Origin of the sequence: Guptibacillus hwajinpoensis, assembly GCF_020171785.1 — a bacterium.
Taxonomy (GTDB): Bacteria; Bacillota; Bacilli; order Bacillales; family Guptibacillaceae; genus Guptibacillus; species Guptibacillus sedimenti.
Window position 1 is genome coordinate 158976 of the sequence record NZ_JAIVAE010000003.1, and the last position, 21908, is coordinate 180883.

Below are 21908 nucleotides of genomic sequence, written 5' to 3' on the forward strand. Positions count from 1 at the left end.
TAGAAAGGAGCATCTTAGTGGAGTTTGTAGATGCGCATCACGATGACATATTAAAAACTTATGAAGACCTACATGAGCTAGCTGAAGCAAGCTGGCAAGAAGAGAAAACTTCTCGTTATTTAAAGGAAAAGCTATCAGACGCAGGGTATCAGATTCAAACATTTGAAGGACATTTCGGTTTCGTTGCAGAGTTTAATCGTAACAGCGCTGATGTCATTGCGCTTCGTGCCGATATGGATGCGTTAGTTCAAGAAGTGGAGGGCGTTGTGAAGCCGAACCATTCATGTGGACATGACGCGCATAGTACGATGGTTTTATTTGCTGCGCTTTCCCTTATCAAGCAACCAATGAAGCACACCATTCGGTTTATTTTTCAACCAGCAGAAGAAACGGCTGAAGGGGCATTGAAAATGATCGAGGAGCAGGCACTAAAAGATGTTGTCTTTCTCGGAGGGATTCACTTACGTCCGTCGATGGAAATCCCTCTAGGAAAAGCAGCCCCTGTTATTTCTCATGGATCAACAACGAGTATAAAGGGATGGATTGAAGGTGTACCTTCTCACGCCGCGCGGCCAGAAAAGGGAAATAACCCGCTCGATGCAGCCGCGGCTATGATTCAAGCTCTAAAACAAATCCGTTTAGACGTTCCAGACGCTTATTCGGTGAAAATCACTGAACTTCATGGCGGTGAAGCTTCCAATTCAATCCCATCGAAAGCGCGATTCACACTGGATTTAAGAGCAAGATCTAACGAGACGATGACCCAACTTATTGGAGAAACGAATCACGTCATGACGAAAGTGGCGGAGTTAACGAAAACAGATATCACTTCCTCCGCTGCCGAATTTTCTCCTGCAGCTGTGAAACATGCACTTGCAATTGACCTTGCGACTATCGCGATAAGCGCCACTTTAGGGCGCGAAAACGTCATATCAGAATGTACGTCACCAGGAGCGGAAGATTTTCATTTCTATGCGTTGAAACACCCTTCAGTCGCTTCAACTATGATTGGGCTCGGCTGTAACCTACTCCCTGGATTGCATCATCCGAACATGCATTTTAATAAAGAAGCCTTAATGGATGGAACGAAGATTCTAATCCAATTACTTTTAGAAGCTGATCAACAGAACTGGCTAGAAAGAAGGTAGCAAAATGAAGACACAACCACTTATGATTCGTACCCTTCATTCAGTGGAAGAACTTGAAGAAGTTAGACGTTTAGAAACAATTGTATGGAGCTTTGATGACTCCGTTCCAGTCAATCAAAGTATGGCAGTTGTGAAAAATGGCGGATTTATTTTAGGAGCCTTTTATGAAGATCAGCTCATCGCATTTCAATATAGTTTTCCAGGATTTGATGGCAAGAAGGTCTATCTCGTTTCTCAAAGTTTAGGAATCCATCCGGATTTTCGTAAAAGAGGAATTGGTGAGAAATTAAAGATGGAACAAAGAAAAACAGCCGCCAATATGGGCTACGATTTCATAACATGGACTTACGATCCATTAGAAACGGTGAACGGATCGCTGAATTTAAATAAGCTCGGGGCCGTGGTGAAGTCGTATCTTCCTAACGTGTACGGCCTAATGAATGATAACTTGAACGCCGGAATACCGACTGATCGCTTTTTAGTTGAGTGGCATACGAAGGACGATAAGGGCATTAGGGAGTCAGAACAAATCCTTCCTCATGCTCTTATCACGGGTGGCGGTGACACTCGCTTTTACCAACCTGACAAAGTAGATCTTTCCATCACTGCAAAGAAAATGTATGTGCCTGTACCTGGGAACTTTCAAGAAATAAAAAAAGCAAATCTTCCACTCGCAAAAGCGTGGAGGGAGCAAACGGGGATCGTGTTTACGCATTACCTTGAGCAGGGATGGAATGTAACGGATTTAGTCAAAAGTGAAGGCAAGCCTAATCTATATTTATACCTCTTAGAAAAAGGAGATTCAAATGAAAATTAACAGTATCATCCTAAGACACATCAAAATGGACCTTTTGCATCCATTTACGACAAGCGTTGGAACCGAGCGGGATAAAGATATTATTTTAGTTGAAGCCACCACGACGTCTGAACATTCAGGATGGGGAGAGTCGGTAGCCATTATGGAACCTATTTATAACGAAGAAACTGTTCAAACCAATTGGCATCTGATGATCGATCATTTGATTCCACTTCTTTCCGGTAAAGAATTGAACCATCCAGATGAAGTATCAGAGCGTTTCAAAAAAATTCGCGGCAACTACAATGCAAAAGCAGCAATTGAAGGTGCGATATGGGATCTTTATGCGAAAGTAAATCACATGCCACTTGCAAAAGCACTTGGGGGGGTGAAAAAGACCATAGAAGTCGGGGTCAGCGTAGGCATTCAATCTTCACCAGATAACATTTTAAAGCAAATTGAAGATTACGTAAAAGAGGGGTATAAGAGAATAAAAGTAAAAATCATGCCTGGTTGGGATGTTGAGATCATCAAACTAATACGACACCATTTTCCATCCATTCCACTGATGGCAGATGCGAACTGTGCCTATACGTTACAGGACATTGACCATCTGAAGCAGCTCGATCAATTTGACTTAATGATGATTGAGCAACCGCTCGCACATGATGACATTATTGATCATGCGAAACTACAGTCTCAACTAAAAACACCGATTTGCTTAGACGAGAGCATTCATAGTTTAGAAGATGCTAGAAAGGCGATTGAACTCGGCAGTTGTCAAATCATTAACCTTAAAGTAGGGCGTGTCGGTGGGCTAACTGAATCAAAGAAAATTCATGATCTTTGCGTGAAGCATAATATCCCGATGTGGTGTGGAGGAATGCTTGAAGCCGGAATTGGACGTGCTCATAACATTGCCATTACATCATTAAGTAACTTTTCACTTCCTGGAGATACAGCCCCATCGTCTCATTATTGGAAGCGAGATATCATTAGACCAGAAGTAGAAATGAATAGCGGCTACATTCAAGTACATGAGAAGCCAGGAATCGGATATGAACCTGATCGAGATTACATTGACGAATTGACGATTGTTAAAAAGACCATTCAGGTGAATTAATACAGTACGGAAAGAAGCCACTTACTCTCAATAGCGTTAGTGGCTTCTTTAATACAAATAATCATTCAATATATTACGCTCAAGATTTCCAACATTAAACAAAAAGGTATAAAAACAGTACATTTAAAGTTAAAAATGCTATTTTTACGGGATAGAGAACACTTGTTCCTATTATAGTATCAACAATATGAAATAAAGGATATACTTCAGTTGCTGACTGAAAAGGAGATTAAAACGATGTGCAATGGATAAAAACAATGGGATAGAAGAGAGGTAGCGAGGTTTTTTAGTTTGTTTCTTTGATTCAATATTAACTAAGTTCCAAAAGGAAAAGTTCATTTTGGAACAAGCTTACTATACCTAATAAAACATTTATTGGATAAAAGTGCTCAAAATCGCCTGCAAGAACGTTTGTTCGTATACTGAAAAAGAAAATTCCCGAGCTACTTGAAGAAATCAAAATTATCATCGGTTCAAATCAACCATTGTATCGAAATAAACACACTGGAGTGTACAGTTTGCTTTTCCACAGCAAAGTTATGAAAAATGATCTTCAAACGTTATTTCATATCACTTCAGATAAAAGTTACAATATTACGTTTCCGAACATACCAAAGCAATACGTTCATCATTTTATAAGAGGTTACTTTGACGGTGATGGCCATATAAACTACAAAGGCTATACAGTAAGTTTTGTAGGAGGATCCTTAGCATTTATGGAATCTTTGCAAGCATTGCTACTTAAGTACGGATTTAATCCCTATATGACCGATAATGATAAACATATAAGAGTATTTATAACCAGTAGAAAATCAATTAAACAATTCGGCGATTGGATTTATGCTGATAAATCACTGTACTTAAAACGCAAACAGGAAAAGTTATTAGCTGATGAGTTACAAGATCGCAAAAGAGATCGCAGCTAAATATAACAACAATCCATACGAAAAATAGAGGAGTACAAATACGTACTCCTATTCCTTAATTTTTATTTTAGTTTACATAATATATATTATAGGAAGTCACTGAATAAGAAATGATTCTGTCTCAATCGTTAAGTAAACTTAAGATATTGAGACAGAATAAAAAATTATCCGATTTCTAAAATACGTGATATTTCATCACTTAAATCAAAATGACTAATTAAATACGAATTAAATACTTTGTTATCATTATCATTTCTTGAAACGACCACATTATTTTCATCTAACTTAATTCTAATTTCTTTTCCTGTCTTTAAATAAATAATGAAGTCTGCATCATCAACCTGAACACGATGATTTGCTAATTGTGTTAAATCAGATCCATCAAGATTGTTAACCCAATTGACAAGATATGATTCATCTTCGTTTGACGTAATAATCTCTTCTTTTTGCTGTTTGCTTCTATGTACCTGTATTTCGTAAATATTCTGTTCATCGATCTTTTGATGCAAGCTGCTTTCAATACTTGTGGCACTTGCAGTGTGCGCATATTTATCGTTTTTGTAGTCTATATAAACTTCAGCTGATTTTAGGTAACCAAATGCGAGAACAGAGAAAAGTAGGATGGTTAGAAGTCCTTTTGATGCTTTTTTCATACAAATCACCCGCTTTCCTTTTCCAGCTATTACTTAGGTGAAACCTCTTCTGCTTCACCTCTTTTATCATAACAAAATTTGAAAAGAATGCACTCAATTATGGGAGTTTTTTTATAATTTTCTTTTCACTTTTTAGTCTTTAATAGTACTAATGATTGATTTTCGAAATAACGATTACAGATTAAAGGGGTAAACCATTATTTAGCGAATTAGTGTTATAGCCTCATAGAATTTTTACTTGTTACGTTACTGTTATTTATCCACTGATCATACGAAGGAGATATGCTCATGCCGTTTTTTATTGCCGTCCTCCCTCCTCCACAAGTTATGAACCAAATTCAATCTTTTCGGCAAAAATGGGATTATACTGAAACCTCTCCACCTCATATAACGGTTAAAGCATCTAGCGGTCTAAAAGCAACGGAGGATTGGGTTCCTAAAATTGAACAGATTTGCCGAGGATTTCCCGCTTTTGAATTAAAGCTAGGCCCACCAGCTACATTTGGCACATCAGTATTATTTAATACGGTCTTATGCAAAGAGATTATTACTCTTCATTTGTTGTTTGTAGATGCGATTAAACCATCTCTTCAAGAACAAAAAAAGCACTATGAAGTAACGGACTTTATTCCACATTTAACAATTGTACAAAAAAACAAACAAATGACAGACGATCAGTTCTTCCATATAAAACAAGATGCCGAACACACCTTAGACGAGTTTAAACCATTTATTGTTCCATCCGTTCATATTTTTTCAATGAATAAGTCTTATACATATACACCCGTACTTGAGTTACCTCTCCGCCCTTTTAAAAAAAGAAATTTTCTTATGTAACTATATTTTAAACGCCCTGGATTTTCCAGGGCGCTTTACTTCGCTATTTTTTTGAATTAATCGCTTTTTCCAATCTTTCTAACCCCTCTTGTAACACGGACCGTGGACAAGCAATATTAATACGTTCGAATCCCTTACCGCCTTCACCGAAAATATACCCTTCGTCAAGTGCAAGCCTTGCTTCGCCTTGCACAAACTGCTCAAGTTCCTCATGAGACATGTTAAGTTTATTAAAGTCTAACCACACAAGATAGGTGCCCTCTGGCTCTATTACGTCAATTTGCGGAAGTCGTTCATTAATAAAAGTCGTAAGGTACGAGAGATTTCCTTGTAAGTAGTCCATAAGATCATCAAGCCATTCTTCCCCATGGTTATAAGCCGCTTCTACTGCAGTTATACCGAATGGACTAGGCGCAAACAAACCTAATTTCCCCATATAAGTGTTAAATTTCTCTCGTTTTTCTTCATCAGGGATAATAATGGTCGACAGCTGCATCCCCGCGAGGTTAAATGTTTTGCTTGGAGCGATACATGTAATTGTATTAGCTGCAATTTCATTCGAAAGGGATGAAATTAACGTATGTTCATACCCTTTGAAAATAAGATCAAAATGAATGTCATCAGACACAATTAGAACATTATAAGCTAAACAAAGCTCAGCAAGCTTTATAAGTTCTTCTTTTTTCCAAACCCTTCCTACAGGATTATGAGGATTACAAAGAAGTAGCATCTTCACTTCCGGATCGGCAAGCTTCAGTTCGAGATCATGAAAATCCATCTCATATTTGCCGTTTCTTCTTACAAGTGGGTTATCAACTACTTCACGCTCACTCTTCTCTACCATATCTCGAAACGGATAGTACACAGGAGACTGGATGACCACTTTCTCTCCCTTTTCCGTATACGTATTAACCGCTGCCGATAATGCAGGCACAACACCTGGTGTAAATACAATCCAATCCTGCTGAATCGACCAATTATGCCGTCTATTCAACCAACCTTGAATCGCAGACTTTGTGTTTTCTGTAGGCATGGAGTAACCGAATATCCCATGCTGAATGCGTGTTGTGAGAGCATCAATGACGGGTTGTGGAGCTCGGAAATCCATATCCGCTACCCACATTGGCAAAAGATCTTCTTTTTCAAAAATGGCTTCAGTATGATCCCACTTTACTGAATGTGTATCAAATCGATTAATTCTTTCATCAAATACGTTCATCATGTGCCTCCAATTGTTCAATAGTCCATCTTTACTTTATCAAATCTTCTCTTATCTGTCAGAGTTATTGCTTATGGTCAATAGCTAAAACACCTTTACAAAGGACATGTAACTACTGTGATGATAAAATGAGTAGTAATCATTCTTTCCCTTTTAAAAGAACGGATAATAGCTGACCAATAAAGTGAGGGTTTACCATATGAATACACTTCACCATGCATTTTGGAGTTATTTCTTTTTCCGAAAGAAAAGCAGGCGAACGATTAAATACATTGTCATCGGTGGCATTGCACCTGATATTATTTATTATGTGATGTTTTTATACTTATTAATAGAACGAAGTATTCAAAAAATCATCAATCCTGAAATCAACCTCTCTGTGCATTATTTTATCCATGGCTTGTTTGAACATCCTGTAGTTGTTGTCCTCCGCCAATTAGGCCATTCGATTGTCATCTGGTTCCTTGGCTTTCTTCTATTGATGATCGTTCATCGAGGCTTTAAGCTAACACCTCTTTCTGGATTTGTGTGGGGATGGTTCTTGCATGTCATTGTTGATTTTTTCACACATGTAAGCGATGCTGTACCGATTTTTTATCCGCTCAGTCATACGATTATTCCTGGAGTTGTCTCGTATTGGAACCGTGATTATTATGGTATCGAATTTAGTTTTACTCATGGCCTGCTTCTAGTATCTACGATCATTTATCTTATCATAGACCGTCGACGAACTAAGAAAGGTTTAAAACAGGCTAAAAATAAAGAAATTCAGTCATAAAAAAGGAGCAGACCTTGTCTAAACAGCCTGCTCCTTTTTCTTATTTACTTAATGACGCGTTTTTCTTCGTCACTCTATTGCGAACTAAGATTGGTATAACGGATAGTAAGATGAAGACCCCAATAGCAAGTGCAATAACTTTTGGATCACCTGATACGAGGCTACTTCCTAAAAAGTTGTAAGCGAATGTGCCAGGTATAATCCCAATTAACGTACCGAAAAAGAATGAAGTAAACCGTATTTTAGATAAACCAGCAGAATAACTAATTAAATCAAAGTTAAATAGCGGAACGAACCGAAAAAAGAGAACATAGAAAAATCCATTTTTCTCAAGCTGTTCTTGTAACTTTCGTCCTTTGCCCTGCCAATCTTTGTTGGCGATTGACTTTCCTAGTTTTCTAGCAACGATAAATGATAAAACCGCTCCTCCAGTTGCCCCGATGACGGTATACATTGTACCAAAAATTGATCCAAACGCTAGTCCTCCCGCAATTGATAACACGGACGCCGGAAAGAAAAGCAAGGGGCGTATCGTGTAAATAACCATATAGACAATTGGAGCAAGTATACCGAATGATAAAATCCAATCTCTGATTTCTTCCACTCTAAAATCTAGATAAGATCGACTGAACCAGATTAAGAGCATGACCGCTATTAAGATGAGTGCCCATTTTAAAACCACTTTTGTACGAAACATCTCCCCATCCTCTCTGTATCCTTCTTCTATTAAGCATACACGAAAAACCTAGAAATGGCTTTAAGATGGCTTACGTCAGTACAAAAACGGGAGCTTATGAAAGCACCTTGTTGTAAACCATAATAATAGTAAGGATGATCAGACAGCTACTTATTAAACCCTCTCCCTTTGAGGCGGTTTTTAAATAAAGTGGAAAACGAACGCGAAGCGGGATAGGATAAAACAACTGAATTCCTCTTACTGTCATCGCATCTAACACAATGTGACTTATAATCCCTACTAAAAGACCCGTTTGGATAAGGTGATCATATTGAAAAGTAAAAGTAGATGTTAACCAGTAGATAAGAATAATAAAAAGAATGCTGTGTGTAATTGTTCGATGACCAAAAAAACGACTAATCCCTTTGGATAAAGCTCTGGCTCTTCTCCCCGTCCAGGAACCTGGATGACAAATGTCTGGCAAAAGTCCTCCAAATAGACAAGCTCCGTAAAAAACAATTAATTCTGGAGCATCAAGTTGATCTGTTATGTAGTAGCTTTGTGCGGCAACTCCTAAGCAAATACCGCCAATGGCATGGGTTTTCCCCTCCATCTTATTCCTCCTTGATCTGTGACTTCTTGTTTGTTTGATTGGAAAGTGCCATTTTAGAGGGGTGGCAATCATATGTTCGCATACCAAATAGTATATCACAAATTTCCTTGCTCATATACAAAGAAAACCCGCTTTTTAGGCGGGTTTTCTTTGTATTATATAGGCTTTTGGACTTTCTTGATTTCTACTGCATCGCCCGTTTCACTCACGTCTACGATAAATGATCCGTTGCTATACCGATCATTTGGTCGATAGGTTGCTGGATCTACCTCTATTGGTTCTCCCTTTTTCGTTCGAACCATAATAAGATCTTGTTTTGTTACTGCCGCAGCTCCAATGACACGGTGAGGATTTGATTTCAATTCACGTAACATCACAACACCGCGTTTTGCTCTCGTTGTTATTTCAAATTCACTTAGCTGCATTTTTTTCACAGCCCCTCGATGTGTGGCTAGGAATATATCGTGCTTCGCAGTTGGCTCATAAATAATCCCGCTCACGACGAAATCGTCATCTTTTAAGTTAATGCCTTTTACTCCGCTAGCCCGTTGACCAACTAGACTAATTTCTTCTTCTTTAAATCGGAGTCCATATCCAAAGTGTGTAGCAAGGAAAACTTCTTTACTTCCATTAGTAGAGTATACGTCTATCAACTCATCTTCTTTTTTTAACTTAAGCGCCATCAGAGGTTTTGAATACCGCTGTGCTTTGTATTGAGAAAGCTCTGTTTTCTTAATCATGCCCTGTTTCGTTACAAAAACTAAGTATTGATCTTCTTTAAATTCTTTTATTTCCATGGCTTCGATAATTCGCTCATCAGACTCGATCGATACAATATTAGCGACGTGCTGCCCAAGATCTTTCCATCTGATTTCAGGTAGCTCATGGACAGGTAAATAAAGATAGCTTCCTTTGTTCGTAAAGAGCAAGATGGTGTGAGTTGTATTGCTATCAAATTGACGAAGAAGCGTATCGGTTTCCTTCATTCCAAAGTCTTTCCCGTTCGATGCTGCATATGAACGAGGACTTGTTCGCTTCACATAACCATCTTCTGTGACGGTTACAATCACGTCTTCAGAAGGAATCATCACTTCAAGATTCACTTTAATATCTTCAATTTCTTCTTCTAAAACGGTCATGCGATCATCCGCGTATTTCTTGCGAATTTCAAGTAACTCTTTTTTAATGAGATTGACAAGCTTTTTCTCGCTACCAAGAATCGTTTCAAGCTTATTAATCAGCTCACTTAGCTCTTCTGATTCCTTTTGAAGTGTCGTTATATCGGTATTGGTCAAACGGTAAAGCTGTAAATTCACAATCGCTTCAGCCTGAGCATCTGTAAAGTCGTATTGTGCCATTAAGTTGGTTTTAGCGTCTCGCTTATCTTTCGATGAACGGATTGTTGCAATGACTTCATCCAAAATCGAGATTGCGCGGATTAAACCTTCAACAACATGTTGACGATCTTTAGCACGTCTTAAATCATATTCAGATCGTCGAATGACGACTTCCTTTTGATGCTCAATATAAGCCTTCAAGATTTGCTTTAAACCCATTTGCTTCGGTGTTTTGTTGTAGATTGCTACCATATTGTAGTTATACGTAATTTGAAGATCTGTTGCTTTATATAAATATTTTAAAATGCCGCTTGCATCGGCGTCTTTTTTTAACTCAATAACAAATCGAAGACCCGTACGGTCCGTTTCGTCACGCACTTCTGAAATGCCTTCAATTTTGCGATCAACACGAAGTTCATCAATTTTCTTAACAAGGTTCGCTTTATTGATTTCATACGGGATTTCTGTCACAACAATTTGCTGACGTCCTCCACGTACTTCTTCAATTTCTGCCTTCCCTCGTAAAATAAACTTCCCTTTTCCAGTCTCAAATGCTTTCCGAATGCCTTCTGTTCCCTGAGCGATTCCTCCTGTTGGGAAATCGGGTCCTTTAATAACACCCATTAGCTCTTGTAGCGTAACGTCAGGGTTCTCCATTTGCATAACGGCTGCATCAATGACCTCACCAAGGTTATGCGGCGGAATATCTGTTGCATAACCTGCTGATATCCCAGTTGAGCCATTGACAAGCAAGTTAGGAAAGCGTGCAGGTAAAACGATCGGCTCGTTTTGTGTATCGTCAAAGTTAGGTGCAAATTCAACCGTATCTTTATCAATATCACGAAGGAGTTCAGATGAAATGGCTGCTAAACGTGCTTCTGTATAACGCATGGCAGCCGGTGGATCTCCATCAACACTTCCGTTATTCCCATGCATCTCCACGAGAATGTTACGTACCTTCCAATCCTGAGTCATTCGGACCATAGCATCATACACAGATGTATCTCCATGTGGGTGGTAGTTACCAATAACGTTACCAACCGTTTTCGCTGATTTCCGAAACGGTTTCTCTGCTGTATTACCTTCATGATGCATTGCATAAAGAATCCGGCGTTGTACAGGCTTCAGACCGTCCCTTGCATCGGGCAGGGCACGGTCTTGAATAATGTATTTACTATATCGCCCAAAAGCGTCACCAAGGACATCTTCAAGCGGTAGATCTAGAAATTTCTCTGCGTTAGCCAATGCTACGCCTCCTCTTCAATAATGGAAATGTTTTCATTCTCGATGATGTTTGTATCTTCATTTAATCCGAAAGCCACATTCGATTCAATCCATTGTCTACGCGGTTCGACTTTATCTCCCATAAGAACAGAAACACGTCGTTCGGCACGAGCAATATCTTCAATCTTCACACGAATTAACGTGCGGCTTTCGGGATTCATCGTTGTTTCCCACAATTGATCGGCGTTCATCTCACCAAGACCCTTATAGCGTTGAATCGTGTAGCCTTTCCCAACCTTTTTCATCGCTTTTTTCATACCTTCTTCATCCCATGCGTACTCTACTACTTCTTTCTTTCCTTTTCCTTTACTAACTTTGTAAAGAGGCGGAAGCGCAAGAAATACTTTTCCATGCTCTACAAGCTGTTTCATGTAGCGGTAGAAAAACGTTAATAGAAGCACCTGAATATGAGCGCCGTCAGTATCAGCATCGGTCATGATAATGACTTTGTCATAGTTTGAATCTTCAATATCAAAGTCAGGACCAACTCCCGCTCCAATCGCATGAATAATGGTGTTAATCTCTTCGTTTTTAAAAATATCCTGCAACTTCGCTTTTTCTGTATTGATTACTTTTCCTCGTAATGGAAGAATTGCCTGTGTTCGTCGATCGCGTCCTTGCTTTGCAGAACCACCAGCAGAATCACCCTCAACAAGGTACAGTTCATTTTTCTTTGGATTCCGTGAAGTGGCCGGAGTAAGTTTACCGCTAAGAATGGTTTCTTTACGCTTCCCTTTCTTACCCGATCGTGCATCTTCACGTGCTTTCCTTGCTGCTTCACGTGCCTGTGCTGCTTTAATTGACTTTTTAATGAGCATCTCACTAATGGATGGATTCTCTTCTAGAAAATAAGAAAATTGTCCGGAAACAATCGCATCAATCGCTGACCGCGCCTCACTTGTCCCTAGTTTACTTTTCGTCTGACCTTCGAATTGAAGCAATTCTTCTGGAATACGTACAGAGACAATGGCTGTAAAGCCTTCTCGGATGTCATTCCCTTCAAGGTTCTTGTCCTTTTCTTTTAAAAGATTCACTTTCTTTGCGTAGTCATTGATCACACGTGTAATGGCCGTCTTCATTCCGGATTCATGAGTACCGCCATCTTTCGTTCGGACATTATTTACAAAAGATAGGACATTTTCTGAAAACCCGTCGTTGTATTGAAAGGAAAAATCCAGTTCAATTCCGTTACTTTCTCCAGTAAACGTCACAACTGGATGAAGTGTTTCTTTATCTTCATTTAAATAGTCGATAAACGCTTCGATACCGGTTTCATAATAGAAGACCTCTTTGCGGTCGTGACGCTTGTCATCTAGTTCAATTTTCAACCCCTTTAATAAAAAGGCTGCTTCGCGCAGGCGTTCACTTAATGTATCGTAATTATAATTTAATGTACTAAACATGATTGGATCCGGTTTAAAATGAATCGTCGTTCCCGTTTTGCGCGTTTTACCGATATTTTCAAGGGTTGTTGCTGGTTTTCCTCCATTTTCGAAACGCTGTTTAAAGATAAAACCATCTCGATGAATCGTTACTTCTAACCATTCGGAAAGAGCATTAACGACCGATGCCCCAACACCATGTAAGCCACCGCTCGTTTTATAGCCACCTTGTCCAAATTTACCACCAGCATGGAGGATGGTTAAAATGATTTCCGGAGTTGGTTTTCCTAGTTTGTGCATACCAACAGGCATCCCACGACCATTATCTTCGATGCTAACACTATTATCTTCATATAAGGTAACGTTGATTTCATCTCCATGGCCAGCAAGAGCTTCATCAACTGAATTATCTACGATTTCATAAACAAGATGATGCAAGCCTCTTGAGTCAGTGCTCCCGATATACATTCCAGGGCGCTTTCTCACCGCTTCCAGTCCTTCTAGAACCTGGATTGAATCATCACTATATTCCTGCTTTTGTTTTGTTACCATGTTTTTCCCCTTTCAACTTGCTGTATAGACTAGCCTACCACATGAGAACGGGTGTTTCTATCTTTTTTGTACCCAATCCGTTTTTTAAAGCATTGCCAGATCTGGTTGTTTTTAATAGTCGGGTAGTCTTTTACAGCGTCTTACTGCGTTCGTTTCGTTCATATGATCTCTGACTATCTTATCAAAAGGCAGGCATTTCCACCCATTTGTAAAGCTAGACATCCACTCATTCTTAACGTATTAAAAAATCCTGCACATTGGCAGGAGAGAAAAAAACATCGAACCGTATTGTACCTTAATGTTTATTCTTCATCAATTGTTTTCACGACATGCACGTTACCTTCTTCAAAACCGAGTGTAACGATATGACCTTCCTCAACCGACTCCCAATCAGACTTATCGGCTAAATAAGGAGTTTTATTAACAATAAGATAATAATAAGGTTTTTCTACCGGCGCGTTTGTCGCCTCTTCTGCATCTTCATTTGTTAATTCTTCATCATCTTCATTCATATTCGTATCTGTTCTCTGGTCCACTTCTGCTGTTACTTGTGGTTTCTCATATCGAATTAGTTTTTCTTGAACCTCTCCAGTTTCAAAAGCAAGGTTCTGATCTTGTCCATTTGCAAAGGCCGTGCTTATGGCAAGTACGAAACAAAGCAATAAAACAGACAGAATGGTTCCTCTTAGCATGTTCATATAGAGGCTCCTTTCAACGTACTTTCGCTCTAAGTTTACCATAGATTTTTTATAAAGTAGTACGTTTTCTAATATTCCAAAGGAATTCGACTCATAAACCATTGGTCATTACTTACTCCATTCAAACAAAGCAAACAGTGTTATCATAAATCCCTCAAAATGATTAAGTTAACTCTTCTTACTTTTCCGGTGTTAAATAAGCTGTAATTTACTAATTCAAACTTCGATTACTTTGAAATGTGGTTGAATAAGTTAACTTCACTTTATTTAAGTTAACCAAAATAAAAAATATGTTGACACAAATGACTTTTTCTTTTACGATTCTTTATAGTGATAATGAAAGCGAGGTTCAGTCATGAGGAAGATGAAAACAATTGATTTAGTTTATGCAGGAATGTTTGCTGCATTAATGGCGGTAGGCGCGAATATTGCTCAATTTCTCGTAGTAGGCGGCGTACCCATTACTTTACAAACGTTCTTTGCGATTTTAGCAGGTTTATTATTAGGTAGTCGGCTTGGATCCATTTCCATGATCGTCTACACGCTAGTTGGCCTTGCAGGTGCTCCGGTATTTGCTCAATTCACAGGTGGTCCTGGCGTTTTATTTAAACCAACATTTGGATTTATTCTATCTTATATTTTAGTAGCCTATGTAGCAGGTAAAATTGTTGAATCAAAATCTAGGCCAACCGTCATTACATTTATAATTGCTAGTTTCACTGCCTTTATCTTGAATTATGTCCTTGGTACAAATTATATGTATTATGCGTATAAATTTTGGGCTGATGCTCCCGAAGGATTTACTTATGGTATGGCATGGTTATGGATGCTAGCCCCGCTACCTAAAGATATTCTGTTATCTATTGTAGCTGCCCTTATTTCACCTCGTATTTACGCTGCCGTTTCGAAAACATCCAAGCGTCCACAGGTAGCTTAATAAATCATTCCTCTATTCCCAATAGATGAATATAAATGTACCGCCGGTAATCTACCGGCGGCTTTTTTATGGTTACCTTATTCATTAACTGTTTGTTTTGACTTACTTGAATTTAAGAATAGTGATACGACAAACATCAATCCAAGGAAAACGATGACAAGGCTGAATCCACCTTTTGCACCAAATGCTTCAGAAACAATACCGATGATATACCCTGCAATACCACCACCGATACCAGAAGCCACATAAATCAATCCTAGTGCTGTACCTGGATTTTTTGAAATAGTTGTTCCAAAAGCGGTTGCGGTTGGGAATAATGTTGAGAAAAACAGTCCCGCTCCTGCAAACAAGTACGGAACTTGATTTGCAAAAAAGAAGCTAATGGCAACAATGATCACTGAACCTAATGAGAATGAAATCATAATTAAGCGTTCGTTGATTTTGTTGGCAAGATAAGCGACACTTAGTCGGCCAATCATAAAGAAAACCGAAAATAGCGAAAGAATAGTAGCAACCATATCCGATTTCGCTTCATTTGAAATCCCTCCAAGTTCAAGAGATTTTAAATACGGTGGAAAGAAGTTTGTGAATGAAACTTCAGCAGATACTTCGAAAATCAAGAAGAACATTAAAAAGATCATCTGCGCATCTTTTAACATAGGAATAAATGCTTTTAAATTGATTTTTTCCGCTTTTCCATCTGGGAATTTAACGGACGTTACATAGAAAATGACAAGGATGTTCAGAATAGCAATCGCGAGATAGAAATAGCGCCATGAAGCAAACTGGAACATGTAGTTTAGAATTTGAGGGAAAATGATCATACCAAGTCCATAAATCCCCATTGCCAAATTAAACATTTGGTTTTGTTTCTCCGGATAAGCAGCGGGCACAATCGCGTTAGACGCAACGCCCAGCGCACCCAAACCAAATCCGATTAACATATAAAAACCTAGAAAGAAAGTGATGTTTGGCGCAAAGCCTGTACCCGCAAAACCGAGTCCCATCACAATTGTGGCGAAGATCACCATTATTCTTAATCCTTTTTTGTCGGTTAAATAACCAAAGATTAAACTAGCGAGCGTAAAGCCTAGTTGAAAAATTAAAACAACGAGTCCAAATTGACTCATATCGAGACCGATATCTGTTTCAACTTTATCGAGCACAATTCCCTTTGTATTTGTTACCCCACCTGACACGAACTGGGTAAACAATAAAATAATTAATGCATGAATACTTTTTCCTTTTGACATTGCCTGAACCTCCAAAAATTAATCTATGACAGGGGTTTCCACGGGTATTCTGACTTAAAACTTGCAAATATTTTCCGACTTTTTTACGTGAGCGTTTCCATCACCGCCATAAATGAGATAGCAAGACATAAAAAAAGTTGTAGAGGGAATTTCCTCTACAACTTACTTCATTGTATATACGGTGAATGTAGCGATAAAATAGATCACTACGATTAAGATCGATGGCAACATGTAAAAAAGGGTGCTCCGTTTGTTCTTTCTTGTAATGCTATACAAAATAACGAGCACAACTACAATAGAAGAAACGGTTGTTATCACATTTGATGGACTCGCATGCTGAAAAATATTTGTTTTAAAGTAGATCGCATCTGTAAAGGAAAGTAGCATAATGTTAAATGCGTTACTTCCGAGAAGTGAACTTACCCCCATGCTATAGTTTCGTAGTTTCAACGCAGTCGCAACACTTACTGCATCAGGTAAAGAAGTACTTGCTCCGACAAGGAAAGACCCTACAAAAGATGCACCAAGCCCTGTACTTTCTGCAATTCGATCGGCTGTCAATGTAAGCACTGTTCCTACGATCATGATTCCAACAGCAGAAAGAATGAACATCGTAAGAACTCTTCGGTAAGAAAATTCTCCGTATTTTTCGTTTTTACGGCTTTTTCTTTTTACTTTTTCTTCTGTTTGTTTATTTATCCATTTCACACCAACAAAATATACAAGCACTAAGATAACTGAGCTATATCCGATATGAAAAATACTTGCTGGAAGTGTGAGCGATAATCCAGCAACCACGATAAGCGTCATCACAATCACAAGATAAATATATAGTTTACTTCCTAGATCAGTTTGTCCCATAATCTGTTCACGACGATAAACCATGTCGAGGACAGCTAGAGCCAATAGGTTAAATAAGTTGCTCCCAAGCAAATTACCAATAGCTAGATCTGGACTATCAATGGCAATTGCGGTTACACTCGAAGTTAATTCAGGCAGAGAAATTGCAGCACCAATAATTATTCCCATAAAAGCAGAAGATGTTTTCGTTTTTTCACTAATGGCGTCGCCGTACATAGCGAGGCGTGTTGCAACAAAATATGTAGCAATGGCAGCTAAGATAAATAGTAGAATGGTTAGATATATATTCATTGACGTTCTCCTTCGTAAGTTCGTTATCACCTTCACCATTACCTTCGCTTCACAAAACTAAACTACTACTTTAACAATGTATTAAAAATGTAATGGTTCAAAATTGTTGATTATTGATCATCAAGCAGCAAGATTAAGACGAAAAACTTCGGACCTCAATCCTAGTCAAATCATTCATTTACAGCCAATTACCCCTTCATTCATATAAAAAAAACGCGCCTCAAATGAAAAGTAGTTCAGTTTTCGAGTACCAAAAGTGAATTAGCTACCAAAATAAGGTTGAATTCTAATAATGAAAAAAGAACTCCAAAACAAAACAGAAGGCTAAAACTTCCAAATAGTTACCCTTCACGTATATAAAAACCCTCTGAAAACATTCAGAGGGTTAATCAATTATTTTACACCTTTCATCAATACCTGGATCTTAGGTGAAAGCAAAAATAGAGCAATACTTAAAACAATTGCCATACCTCCGATTGCCCCGAAATACAGCGTTTCTGTTTCTGGCGTATAGAAACGAACAAGTTGTGCATTTAACGCTTGTGCGGCAGCTGAAGCTAAAAACCAAAGACTCATCGTTTGAGCAGAGAAAGCCTTTGGAGCTAATTTTGTTGTCGCAGAAAGACCTACAGGTGATAAGCATAGTTCACCAAGTACAACAATTAAATAGCTAAGCACAAGCCATAATGGACTTACTAGTGAACCTTCTCCACCAAAGTAGGCAGGCAGTAGTATCACTAAGAATGATAAACCAGCAAACAATAGACCGAACGAAAACTTCTTCGGGATCGATGGCTGACGATGACCCAGTTTCATCCACATCCAGGCAAACACTGGAGCTAATAGAATAATAAATAACGGGTTTAACGATTGGAACCAAGCTGGAGATATACTGATTCCCATGAATTCCAGTTCAGTTCGCTTATCTGCGTAAACTGCAAGGATGGTTGAACCCTGTTCCTGAATTGCCCAGAACATCACCGCTGCAATGAATAATGGAATATAAGCGATGACTCTAGAACGTTCCGTTTGTGTTGTGTTCGGACTATAGTACATCACGATAAAGTATATAGTCGGAACAACAATCCCGAAGATACCTACCAAATTAATAAATACGTTTAATGTAAATAAGCCTGCAGGAATTGTAATACCTAAAATGATAGTAAGACCAACAACAACTAATCCTGCAATTAATCCATATTTCTTCTTCTCAACTGGTCCAAGCGGGTTTGGCACAAAAGTACCAGCAAGCCCAAGATTCTTTTTCTTTGTTATCAGGAATACAACAAGACCTAAAAACATACCGATGGCCGCAGCCGCAAATCCCCAATGGAATCCTTTTGTTTCCATAAGTTTACCAACGATTAGTGGAGCTATGAATGCACCAAGATTGATACCCATATAGAAAATACTGAAAGCGGCATCGCGGCGCGTATCACTTTCGCTATACATTTCACCGACTACAGTGGAAACATTCGGTTTTAACAATCCTGTTCCAATAACGATCAATACCATGGAAACAAAGAACATGGCTAAACTACCTGGAAATGATAAAGCAATATGACCAAACATGATGAAGATTCCACCGTAGAAGACGGCTCTCGACGTTCCGAATATTCTATCTGCCAACCAGCCTCCGATTACTCCGGACATATATACAAGTGAACCATAAATCGACATGATGGCTAAAGCTGTGTTTTGCTCTAGACCCAGACCGCCTTTTGAAACCTCATAGTACATGTAGAATACGAGAATGGCGCGCATTCCATAATAGGAAAAGCGCTCCCAAAATTCCGTGAAGAATAAAGTGAATAATCCCTTCGGATGTCCAAAGAACCCTTGTTGAGGTACGCTATCCACAATTTTCTGTTTATTCATTGATGACATGTTACTACCTCCCTTATTCCTTTACTATAATATTTTAATATTTTAATAAAGTCAAAAAGAGTTTATAAACTGGCAATAATACTACTATCTAGCATTATATTTAAAATTTTTAATTATTTTAAAATAATTAAAAAGTTACAGATGTAATAAACATAATAAAAGAGCATGCCGTCCAATTCGAACGGCATGCAATATCCTTGTTCTTCCTCATAAAATCATCATGGTTACATTGATTTAGTTGCGATTGATCTTACGAGTAGGATGCAGATTAGGTAGCAACTCCATAAAGAAAAACAGTTCAATTAATGACACGAGATGTGTTTTATATTCTACTGCTAAGCTCTTATCACTTTTGTACATCATTGAAGAAACATAGAAGGCTTCTTCAGGACTTTGTAATGTTGCCATTCATAAGGTAGTAATTGTTGATATCGTTTTTCTAAATAGCGGTTATCAACTAGGAGTAAAAGACCATGGTCCGATTCAGTGCGAATGAGTCGTCCCCCTGCCTGTTGCACACGATTCATGCCAGGATAGACGTACGTATACTCGAACCCGTTTTTCCCATCTTGATCAAAGTAGGTTTTCATTAATTGGCGTTCGGTATTAAAGTTTGGCAATCCAACCCCAACCACCACTACACCTGTTAAACGTTCTCCTTTTAAATCAATTCCCTCAGAAAAAATTCCACCCACTACAGCAAACCCTACTAAGCTTGTCTCACGATCAGACGAAAACTCGCTTAAAAAACCTTCTCGCTCTTCTTCTGTCATGCCGCTTTTTTGTATCAACGTTTCTGATTGAGCGGGAGCGGTAAATGCGCTATATACTTCTTCCATGTACCCATATGAGGGGAAAAAGAATAAGTAATTCCCTGGCTTCCTTTCAACAACGTTCTCGAGAAGGGAAACAAGTGATGGCAACGTTCGTTCTCTGTCCCGATATTTCGTGGACAGAGGGGCGATCAATACTTCCGCATGCTCACGCGGAAATGGAGATGGAATTCGTACCGCATAATCCTCTTCTCTCCACCCGAGCATATTTTGATAATACGAAAAAGGACTAAAAGTGGCTGAGAAAAAAACATTCGCTCGAAATCCTTTCCTCATTTTTTGAAGCAGATTGGAAGGGTCAAAACAAAAAAGCTTGATTTTCACTTCTAACGTTCCTGCCTCCACATAGGTAATAAAGCGTTCGTCGTAAAGCTTTGCAATCCGAATAAAGTTTTGCGCTAAAAAGTACGTTTCTAAAAGAAGCTCATCATCTCCTTGTTGCAACAACTCTTTCTCACTTTCTTGTACAAACGTATCCAGTTGCACAATAAGTTCTTCATCCACTTTTGACGAAACGAGAGATCCATTTTGAGTCGATTTCCGATAATCCAGGAATGTACGATTAAGCTTAGCTGCAGCATCCGAAATGGCGTTGTTATGATTTTTATAAACGCGCTTCAGGTTCAGAAATGGGGATTTCGTTAATTCTGCTGAATACATTTCTCGCGCACGATCTACAAGATTATGTGCTTCATCAACTAGTACGGTCGTTTGCTTCTTTTGTTCGTCAATTAACCTTTTTAGCGAAACGCGAGGATCGAATAAATAATTATAATCACAAATAACCACGTCTGCTGTAAAAGACAAATCAAGGGATAGTTCAAAAGGACATAATCGATGCTTCTCTGCATATTGTTCAACTACGCTTCGGGTAATACGCGTTTCATTGTTCAAAAGATCAAGCATTCCTTCGTTTATTCGATCGTAATATCCATCGGCGAATTCACAATAATCCTTTTGACAGATTGTTTTTTCTTTAAAACAGATTTTATCTCTTGCTGTAATGGTTACGGAAGAAGTGTGGAGGCCTTTCTCTTCCATAAGTTGAAAAGCTTCCTGTGCGGTTTCCCTCGTAATGGTTTTCGCGGTAAGGTAGAAAATCTTTTTACCAAACCCTTCCCCTATGGCTTTCATAACAGGAAATAGCGTACTGATCGTTTTCCCAATCCCAGTCGGCGCCATCGCAAACAGCGTTGCTTCCTCCTGTACCGTTTTATAAACGCTTCCCGCTAACTTTCGCTGACCTTCTCTGTATGTATCGAAGGGAAACGTAAGGGCTTTACAGCTTTCATTACGCATCGTCATATGATCCCGCTTCCACTTAGCAAACGGGGCATATTGCTCAATCATGCGCAGCATGAAAGCTCGTAGATCGCTTGCTGTTAGATCATGTTGGAATCGAATGATGTCATTTGATTCTGACTGTACATAAGTTAATTGAATGGTAATCTGATCAAGGTTATATTTCTCAACAGCCATATATCCATAACATTTCGCTTGGGCCCAATAAACAGGGTGTGTCTGTTCATTTACCTCAGAGAGCGGGAGAGATGTCGATTTAATTTCATCGATCATATAGTGATCACCGTTCATTAGGAGACCATCACACCGTCCTTCGATATGAAAGGTCATTTCTTCGTAATGGAACCTGGTATCAAAAGGAACTTCCTTTTGATCCAATTCACTATACGTTTTTTGAACCATCTGATGAAGTCGCGTTCCTTCCGTCATGGTTGTCGCTGTTCGAAAACGATGATCAATACTTCCACTTCGGAATGCATACTCAACAAGCGGTCGTACTGACACTTTAATGATTTCATCCAT

18 protein-coding genes are annotated in these 21908 nt (G+C 38.8%); 7 read left to right on the top strand and 11 right to left on the bottom strand.

The window, feature by feature from the left end; genetic code table 11:
* Nucleotides 1-17 precede the first annotated feature (17 nt).
* The 4 genes from LCL91_RS04805 (at nucleotide 18) to LCL91_RS04820 (ending at nucleotide 3993) form a co-directional block, all read left to right on the top strand.
* Nucleotides 18-1148, top strand: a complete 1131-nt coding sequence (locus LCL91_RS04805) for an amidohydrolase (protein WP_224880445.1) — start codon at nucleotides 18-20, stop codon at nucleotides 1146-1148.
* Nucleotides 1149-1152: 4 nt separating this feature from the next.
* Complete coding sequence (locus tag LCL91_RS04810; protein WP_224880449.1) at nucleotides 1153-1965, top strand: GNAT family N-acetyltransferase; 813 nt, start codon at nucleotides 1153-1155, stop codon at nucleotides 1963-1965.
* Nucleotides 1955-3067: an o-succinylbenzoate synthase gene (gene menC, locus LCL91_RS04815; protein WP_224880451.1), complete on the top strand. Its 1113-nt coding sequence runs from the start codon at nucleotides 1955-1957 to the stop codon at nucleotides 3065-3067. Before LCL91_RS04810 ends, menC begins: the two co-directional genes overlap by 11 nt.
* 518 nt (nucleotides 3068-3585) lie before the next feature.
* On the top strand, nucleotides 3586-3993 hold the full coding sequence (locus tag LCL91_RS04820; RefSeq protein ID WP_224880453.1) for an LAGLIDADG family homing endonuclease: 408 nt from the start codon (nucleotides 3586-3588) through the stop codon (nucleotides 3991-3993).
* A gap of 164 nt (nucleotides 3994-4157) precedes the next feature.
* On the opposite strand, the gene LCL91_RS04825 is transcribed toward LCL91_RS04820, so the two are convergent.
* Entirely contained in the window at nucleotides 4158-4655 is a 498-nt protein-coding gene (locus LCL91_RS04825; RefSeq protein WP_224880455.1) for a hypothetical protein, read from the bottom strand.
* A gap of 279 nt (nucleotides 4656-4934) precedes the next feature.
* On the opposite strand from LCL91_RS04825, the gene LCL91_RS04830 reads away from it, so the two are divergent.
* Nucleotides 4935-5483 (top strand): 2'-5' RNA ligase family protein, encoded by a 549-nt coding sequence (locus LCL91_RS04830; protein WP_224880457.1) that lies wholly within the window; start codon nucleotides 4935-4937, stop codon nucleotides 5481-5483.
* Nucleotides 5484-5526: 43 nt separating this feature from the next.
* Here the strand turns inward: LCL91_RS04830 and LCL91_RS04835 are convergent, their stop codons facing one another.
* Entirely contained in the window at nucleotides 5527-6702 is a 1176-nt protein-coding gene (locus LCL91_RS04835; protein ID WP_224880460.1) for a MalY/PatB family protein, read from the bottom strand.
* A 199-nt stretch (nucleotides 6703-6901) separates the two neighbouring features.
* Here LCL91_RS04835 and LCL91_RS04840 point away from each other — a divergent pair, with 199 nt between their 5' ends.
* Nucleotides 6902-7480 (top strand): metal-dependent hydrolase, encoded by a 579-nt coding sequence (locus tag LCL91_RS04840; protein WP_224880462.1) that lies wholly within the window; start codon nucleotides 6902-6904, stop codon nucleotides 7478-7480.
* Nucleotides 7481-7520: 40 nt separating this feature from the next.
* On the opposite strand, the gene LCL91_RS04845 is transcribed toward LCL91_RS04840, so the two are convergent.
* From LCL91_RS04845 to LCL91_RS04865, 5 genes are all read right to left on the bottom strand, one after another.
* A complete protein-coding gene (locus tag LCL91_RS04845; protein ID WP_224880464.1) occupies nucleotides 7521-8177 on the bottom strand; it encodes a TVP38/TMEM64 family protein in 657 nt (218 codons plus the stop codon).
* Between the two features lie 94 nt (nucleotides 8178-8271).
* The gene (locus tag LCL91_RS04850; protein ID WP_224880466.1) at nucleotides 8272-8769 is read right to left on the bottom strand and encodes a metal-dependent hydrolase; all 498 of its coding nucleotides are present in this window, start codon (nucleotides 8767-8769) and stop codon (nucleotides 8272-8274) included.
* Between the two features lie 155 nt (nucleotides 8770-8924).
* Entirely contained in the window at nucleotides 8925-11351 is a 2427-nt protein-coding gene (gene parC, locus LCL91_RS04855; RefSeq protein ID WP_224880468.1) for a DNA topoisomerase IV subunit A, read from the bottom strand.
* 2 nt (nucleotides 11352-11353) lie between these two features.
* A complete protein-coding gene (parE, locus tag LCL91_RS04860; protein WP_224880470.1) occupies nucleotides 11354-13324 on the bottom strand; it encodes a DNA topoisomerase IV subunit B in 1971 nt (656 codons plus the stop codon).
* A gap of 302 nt (nucleotides 13325-13626) precedes the next feature.
* On the bottom strand, nucleotides 13627-14022 hold the full coding sequence (locus LCL91_RS04865; protein WP_224880472.1) for a hypothetical protein: 396 nt from the start codon (nucleotides 14020-14022) through the stop codon (nucleotides 13627-13629).
* A 355-nt stretch (nucleotides 14023-14377) separates the two neighbouring features.
* Between LCL91_RS04865 and LCL91_RS04870 the strand changes: the two genes are divergently transcribed.
* Entirely contained in the window at nucleotides 14378-14959 is a 582-nt protein-coding gene (locus LCL91_RS04870; protein ID WP_224880474.1) for a biotin transporter BioY, read from the top strand.
* Between the two features lie 77 nt (nucleotides 14960-15036).
* On the opposite strand, the gene LCL91_RS04875 is transcribed toward LCL91_RS04870, so the two are convergent.
* The 4 genes from LCL91_RS04875 to LCL91_RS04890 all read right to left on the bottom strand — a co-directional run bounded on the left by LCL91_RS04875 (nucleotide 15037) and on the right by LCL91_RS04890 (nucleotide 21908).
* Nucleotides 15037-16212 (bottom strand): MFS transporter, encoded by a 1176-nt coding sequence (locus tag LCL91_RS04875; RefSeq protein WP_224880476.1) that lies wholly within the window; start codon nucleotides 16210-16212, stop codon nucleotides 15037-15039.
* Nucleotides 16213-16374: 162 nt separating this feature from the next.
* The gene (locus LCL91_RS04880) at nucleotides 16375-17364 is read right to left on the bottom strand and encodes a sodium:calcium antiporter (RefSeq protein ID WP_224880478.1); all 990 of its coding nucleotides are present in this window, start codon (nucleotides 17362-17364) and stop codon (nucleotides 16375-16377) included.
* 393 nt (nucleotides 17365-17757) lie between these two features.
* The gene (locus LCL91_RS04885; protein WP_224880480.1) at nucleotides 17758-19251 is read right to left on the bottom strand and encodes a peptide MFS transporter; all 1494 of its coding nucleotides are present in this window, start codon (nucleotides 19249-19251) and stop codon (nucleotides 17758-17760) included.
* A gap of 359 nt (nucleotides 19252-19610) precedes the next feature.
* Complete coding sequence (locus tag LCL91_RS04890; protein ID WP_224880482.1) at nucleotides 19611-21908, bottom strand: ATP-dependent DNA helicase; 2298 nt, start codon at nucleotides 21906-21908, stop codon at nucleotides 19611-19613.

Excerpts from the sequence above, each read along its gene's own strand:
- LCL91_RS04850 (WP_224880466.1), bottom strand. The coding sequence starts at position 8,769 with ATGGAGGGGAAAACCCATGCCATTGGCGGTATTTGCTTAGGAGTTGCC.
- menC (WP_224880451.1), top strand. The coding sequence starts at position 1,955 with ATGAAAATTAACAGTATCATCCTAAGACACATCAAAATGGACCTTTTG.
- parE (WP_224880470.1), bottom strand. The coding sequence starts at position 13,324 with ATGGTAACAAAACAAAAGCAGGAATATAGTGATGATTCAATCCAGGTT.
- LCL91_RS04845 (WP_224880464.1), bottom strand. The coding sequence starts at position 8,177 with ATGTTTCGTACAAAAGTGGTTTTAAAATGGGCACTCATCTTAATAGCG.
- LCL91_RS04870 (WP_224880474.1), top strand. The coding sequence starts at position 14,378 with ATGAGGAAGATGAAAACAATTGATTTAGTTTATGCAGGAATGTTTGCT.
- LCL91_RS04810 (WP_224880449.1), top strand. The coding sequence starts at position 1,153 with ATGAAGACACAACCACTTATGATTCGTACCCTTCATTCAGTGGAAGAA.
- LCL91_RS04865 (WP_224880472.1), bottom strand. The coding sequence starts at position 14,022 with ATGAACATGCTAAGAGGAACCATTCTGTCTGTTTTATTGCTTTGTTTC.
- LCL91_RS04890 (WP_224880482.1), bottom strand. The coding sequence starts at position 21,908 with ATGGATGAAATCATTAAAGTGTCAGTACGACCGCTTGTTGAGTATGCA.
- LCL91_RS04830 (WP_224880457.1), top strand. The coding sequence starts at position 4,935 with ATGCCGTTTTTTATTGCCGTCCTCCCTCCTCCACAAGTTATGAACCAA.
- LCL91_RS04880 (WP_224880478.1), bottom strand. The coding sequence starts at position 17,364 with ATGAATATATATCTAACCATTCTACTATTTATCTTAGCTGCCATTGCT.
- LCL91_RS04835 (WP_224880460.1), bottom strand. The coding sequence starts at position 6,702 with ATGAACGTATTTGATGAAAGAATTAATCGATTTGATACACATTCAGTA.
- LCL91_RS04885 (WP_224880480.1), bottom strand. The coding sequence starts at position 19,251 with ATGTCATCAATGAATAAACAGAAAATTGTGGATAGCGTACCTCAACAA.
- LCL91_RS04875 (WP_224880476.1), bottom strand. The coding sequence starts at position 16,212 with ATGTCAAAAGGAAAAAGTATTCATGCATTAATTATTTTATTGTTTACC.
- LCL91_RS04840 (WP_224880462.1), top strand. The coding sequence starts at position 6,902 with ATGAATACACTTCACCATGCATTTTGGAGTTATTTCTTTTTCCGAAAG.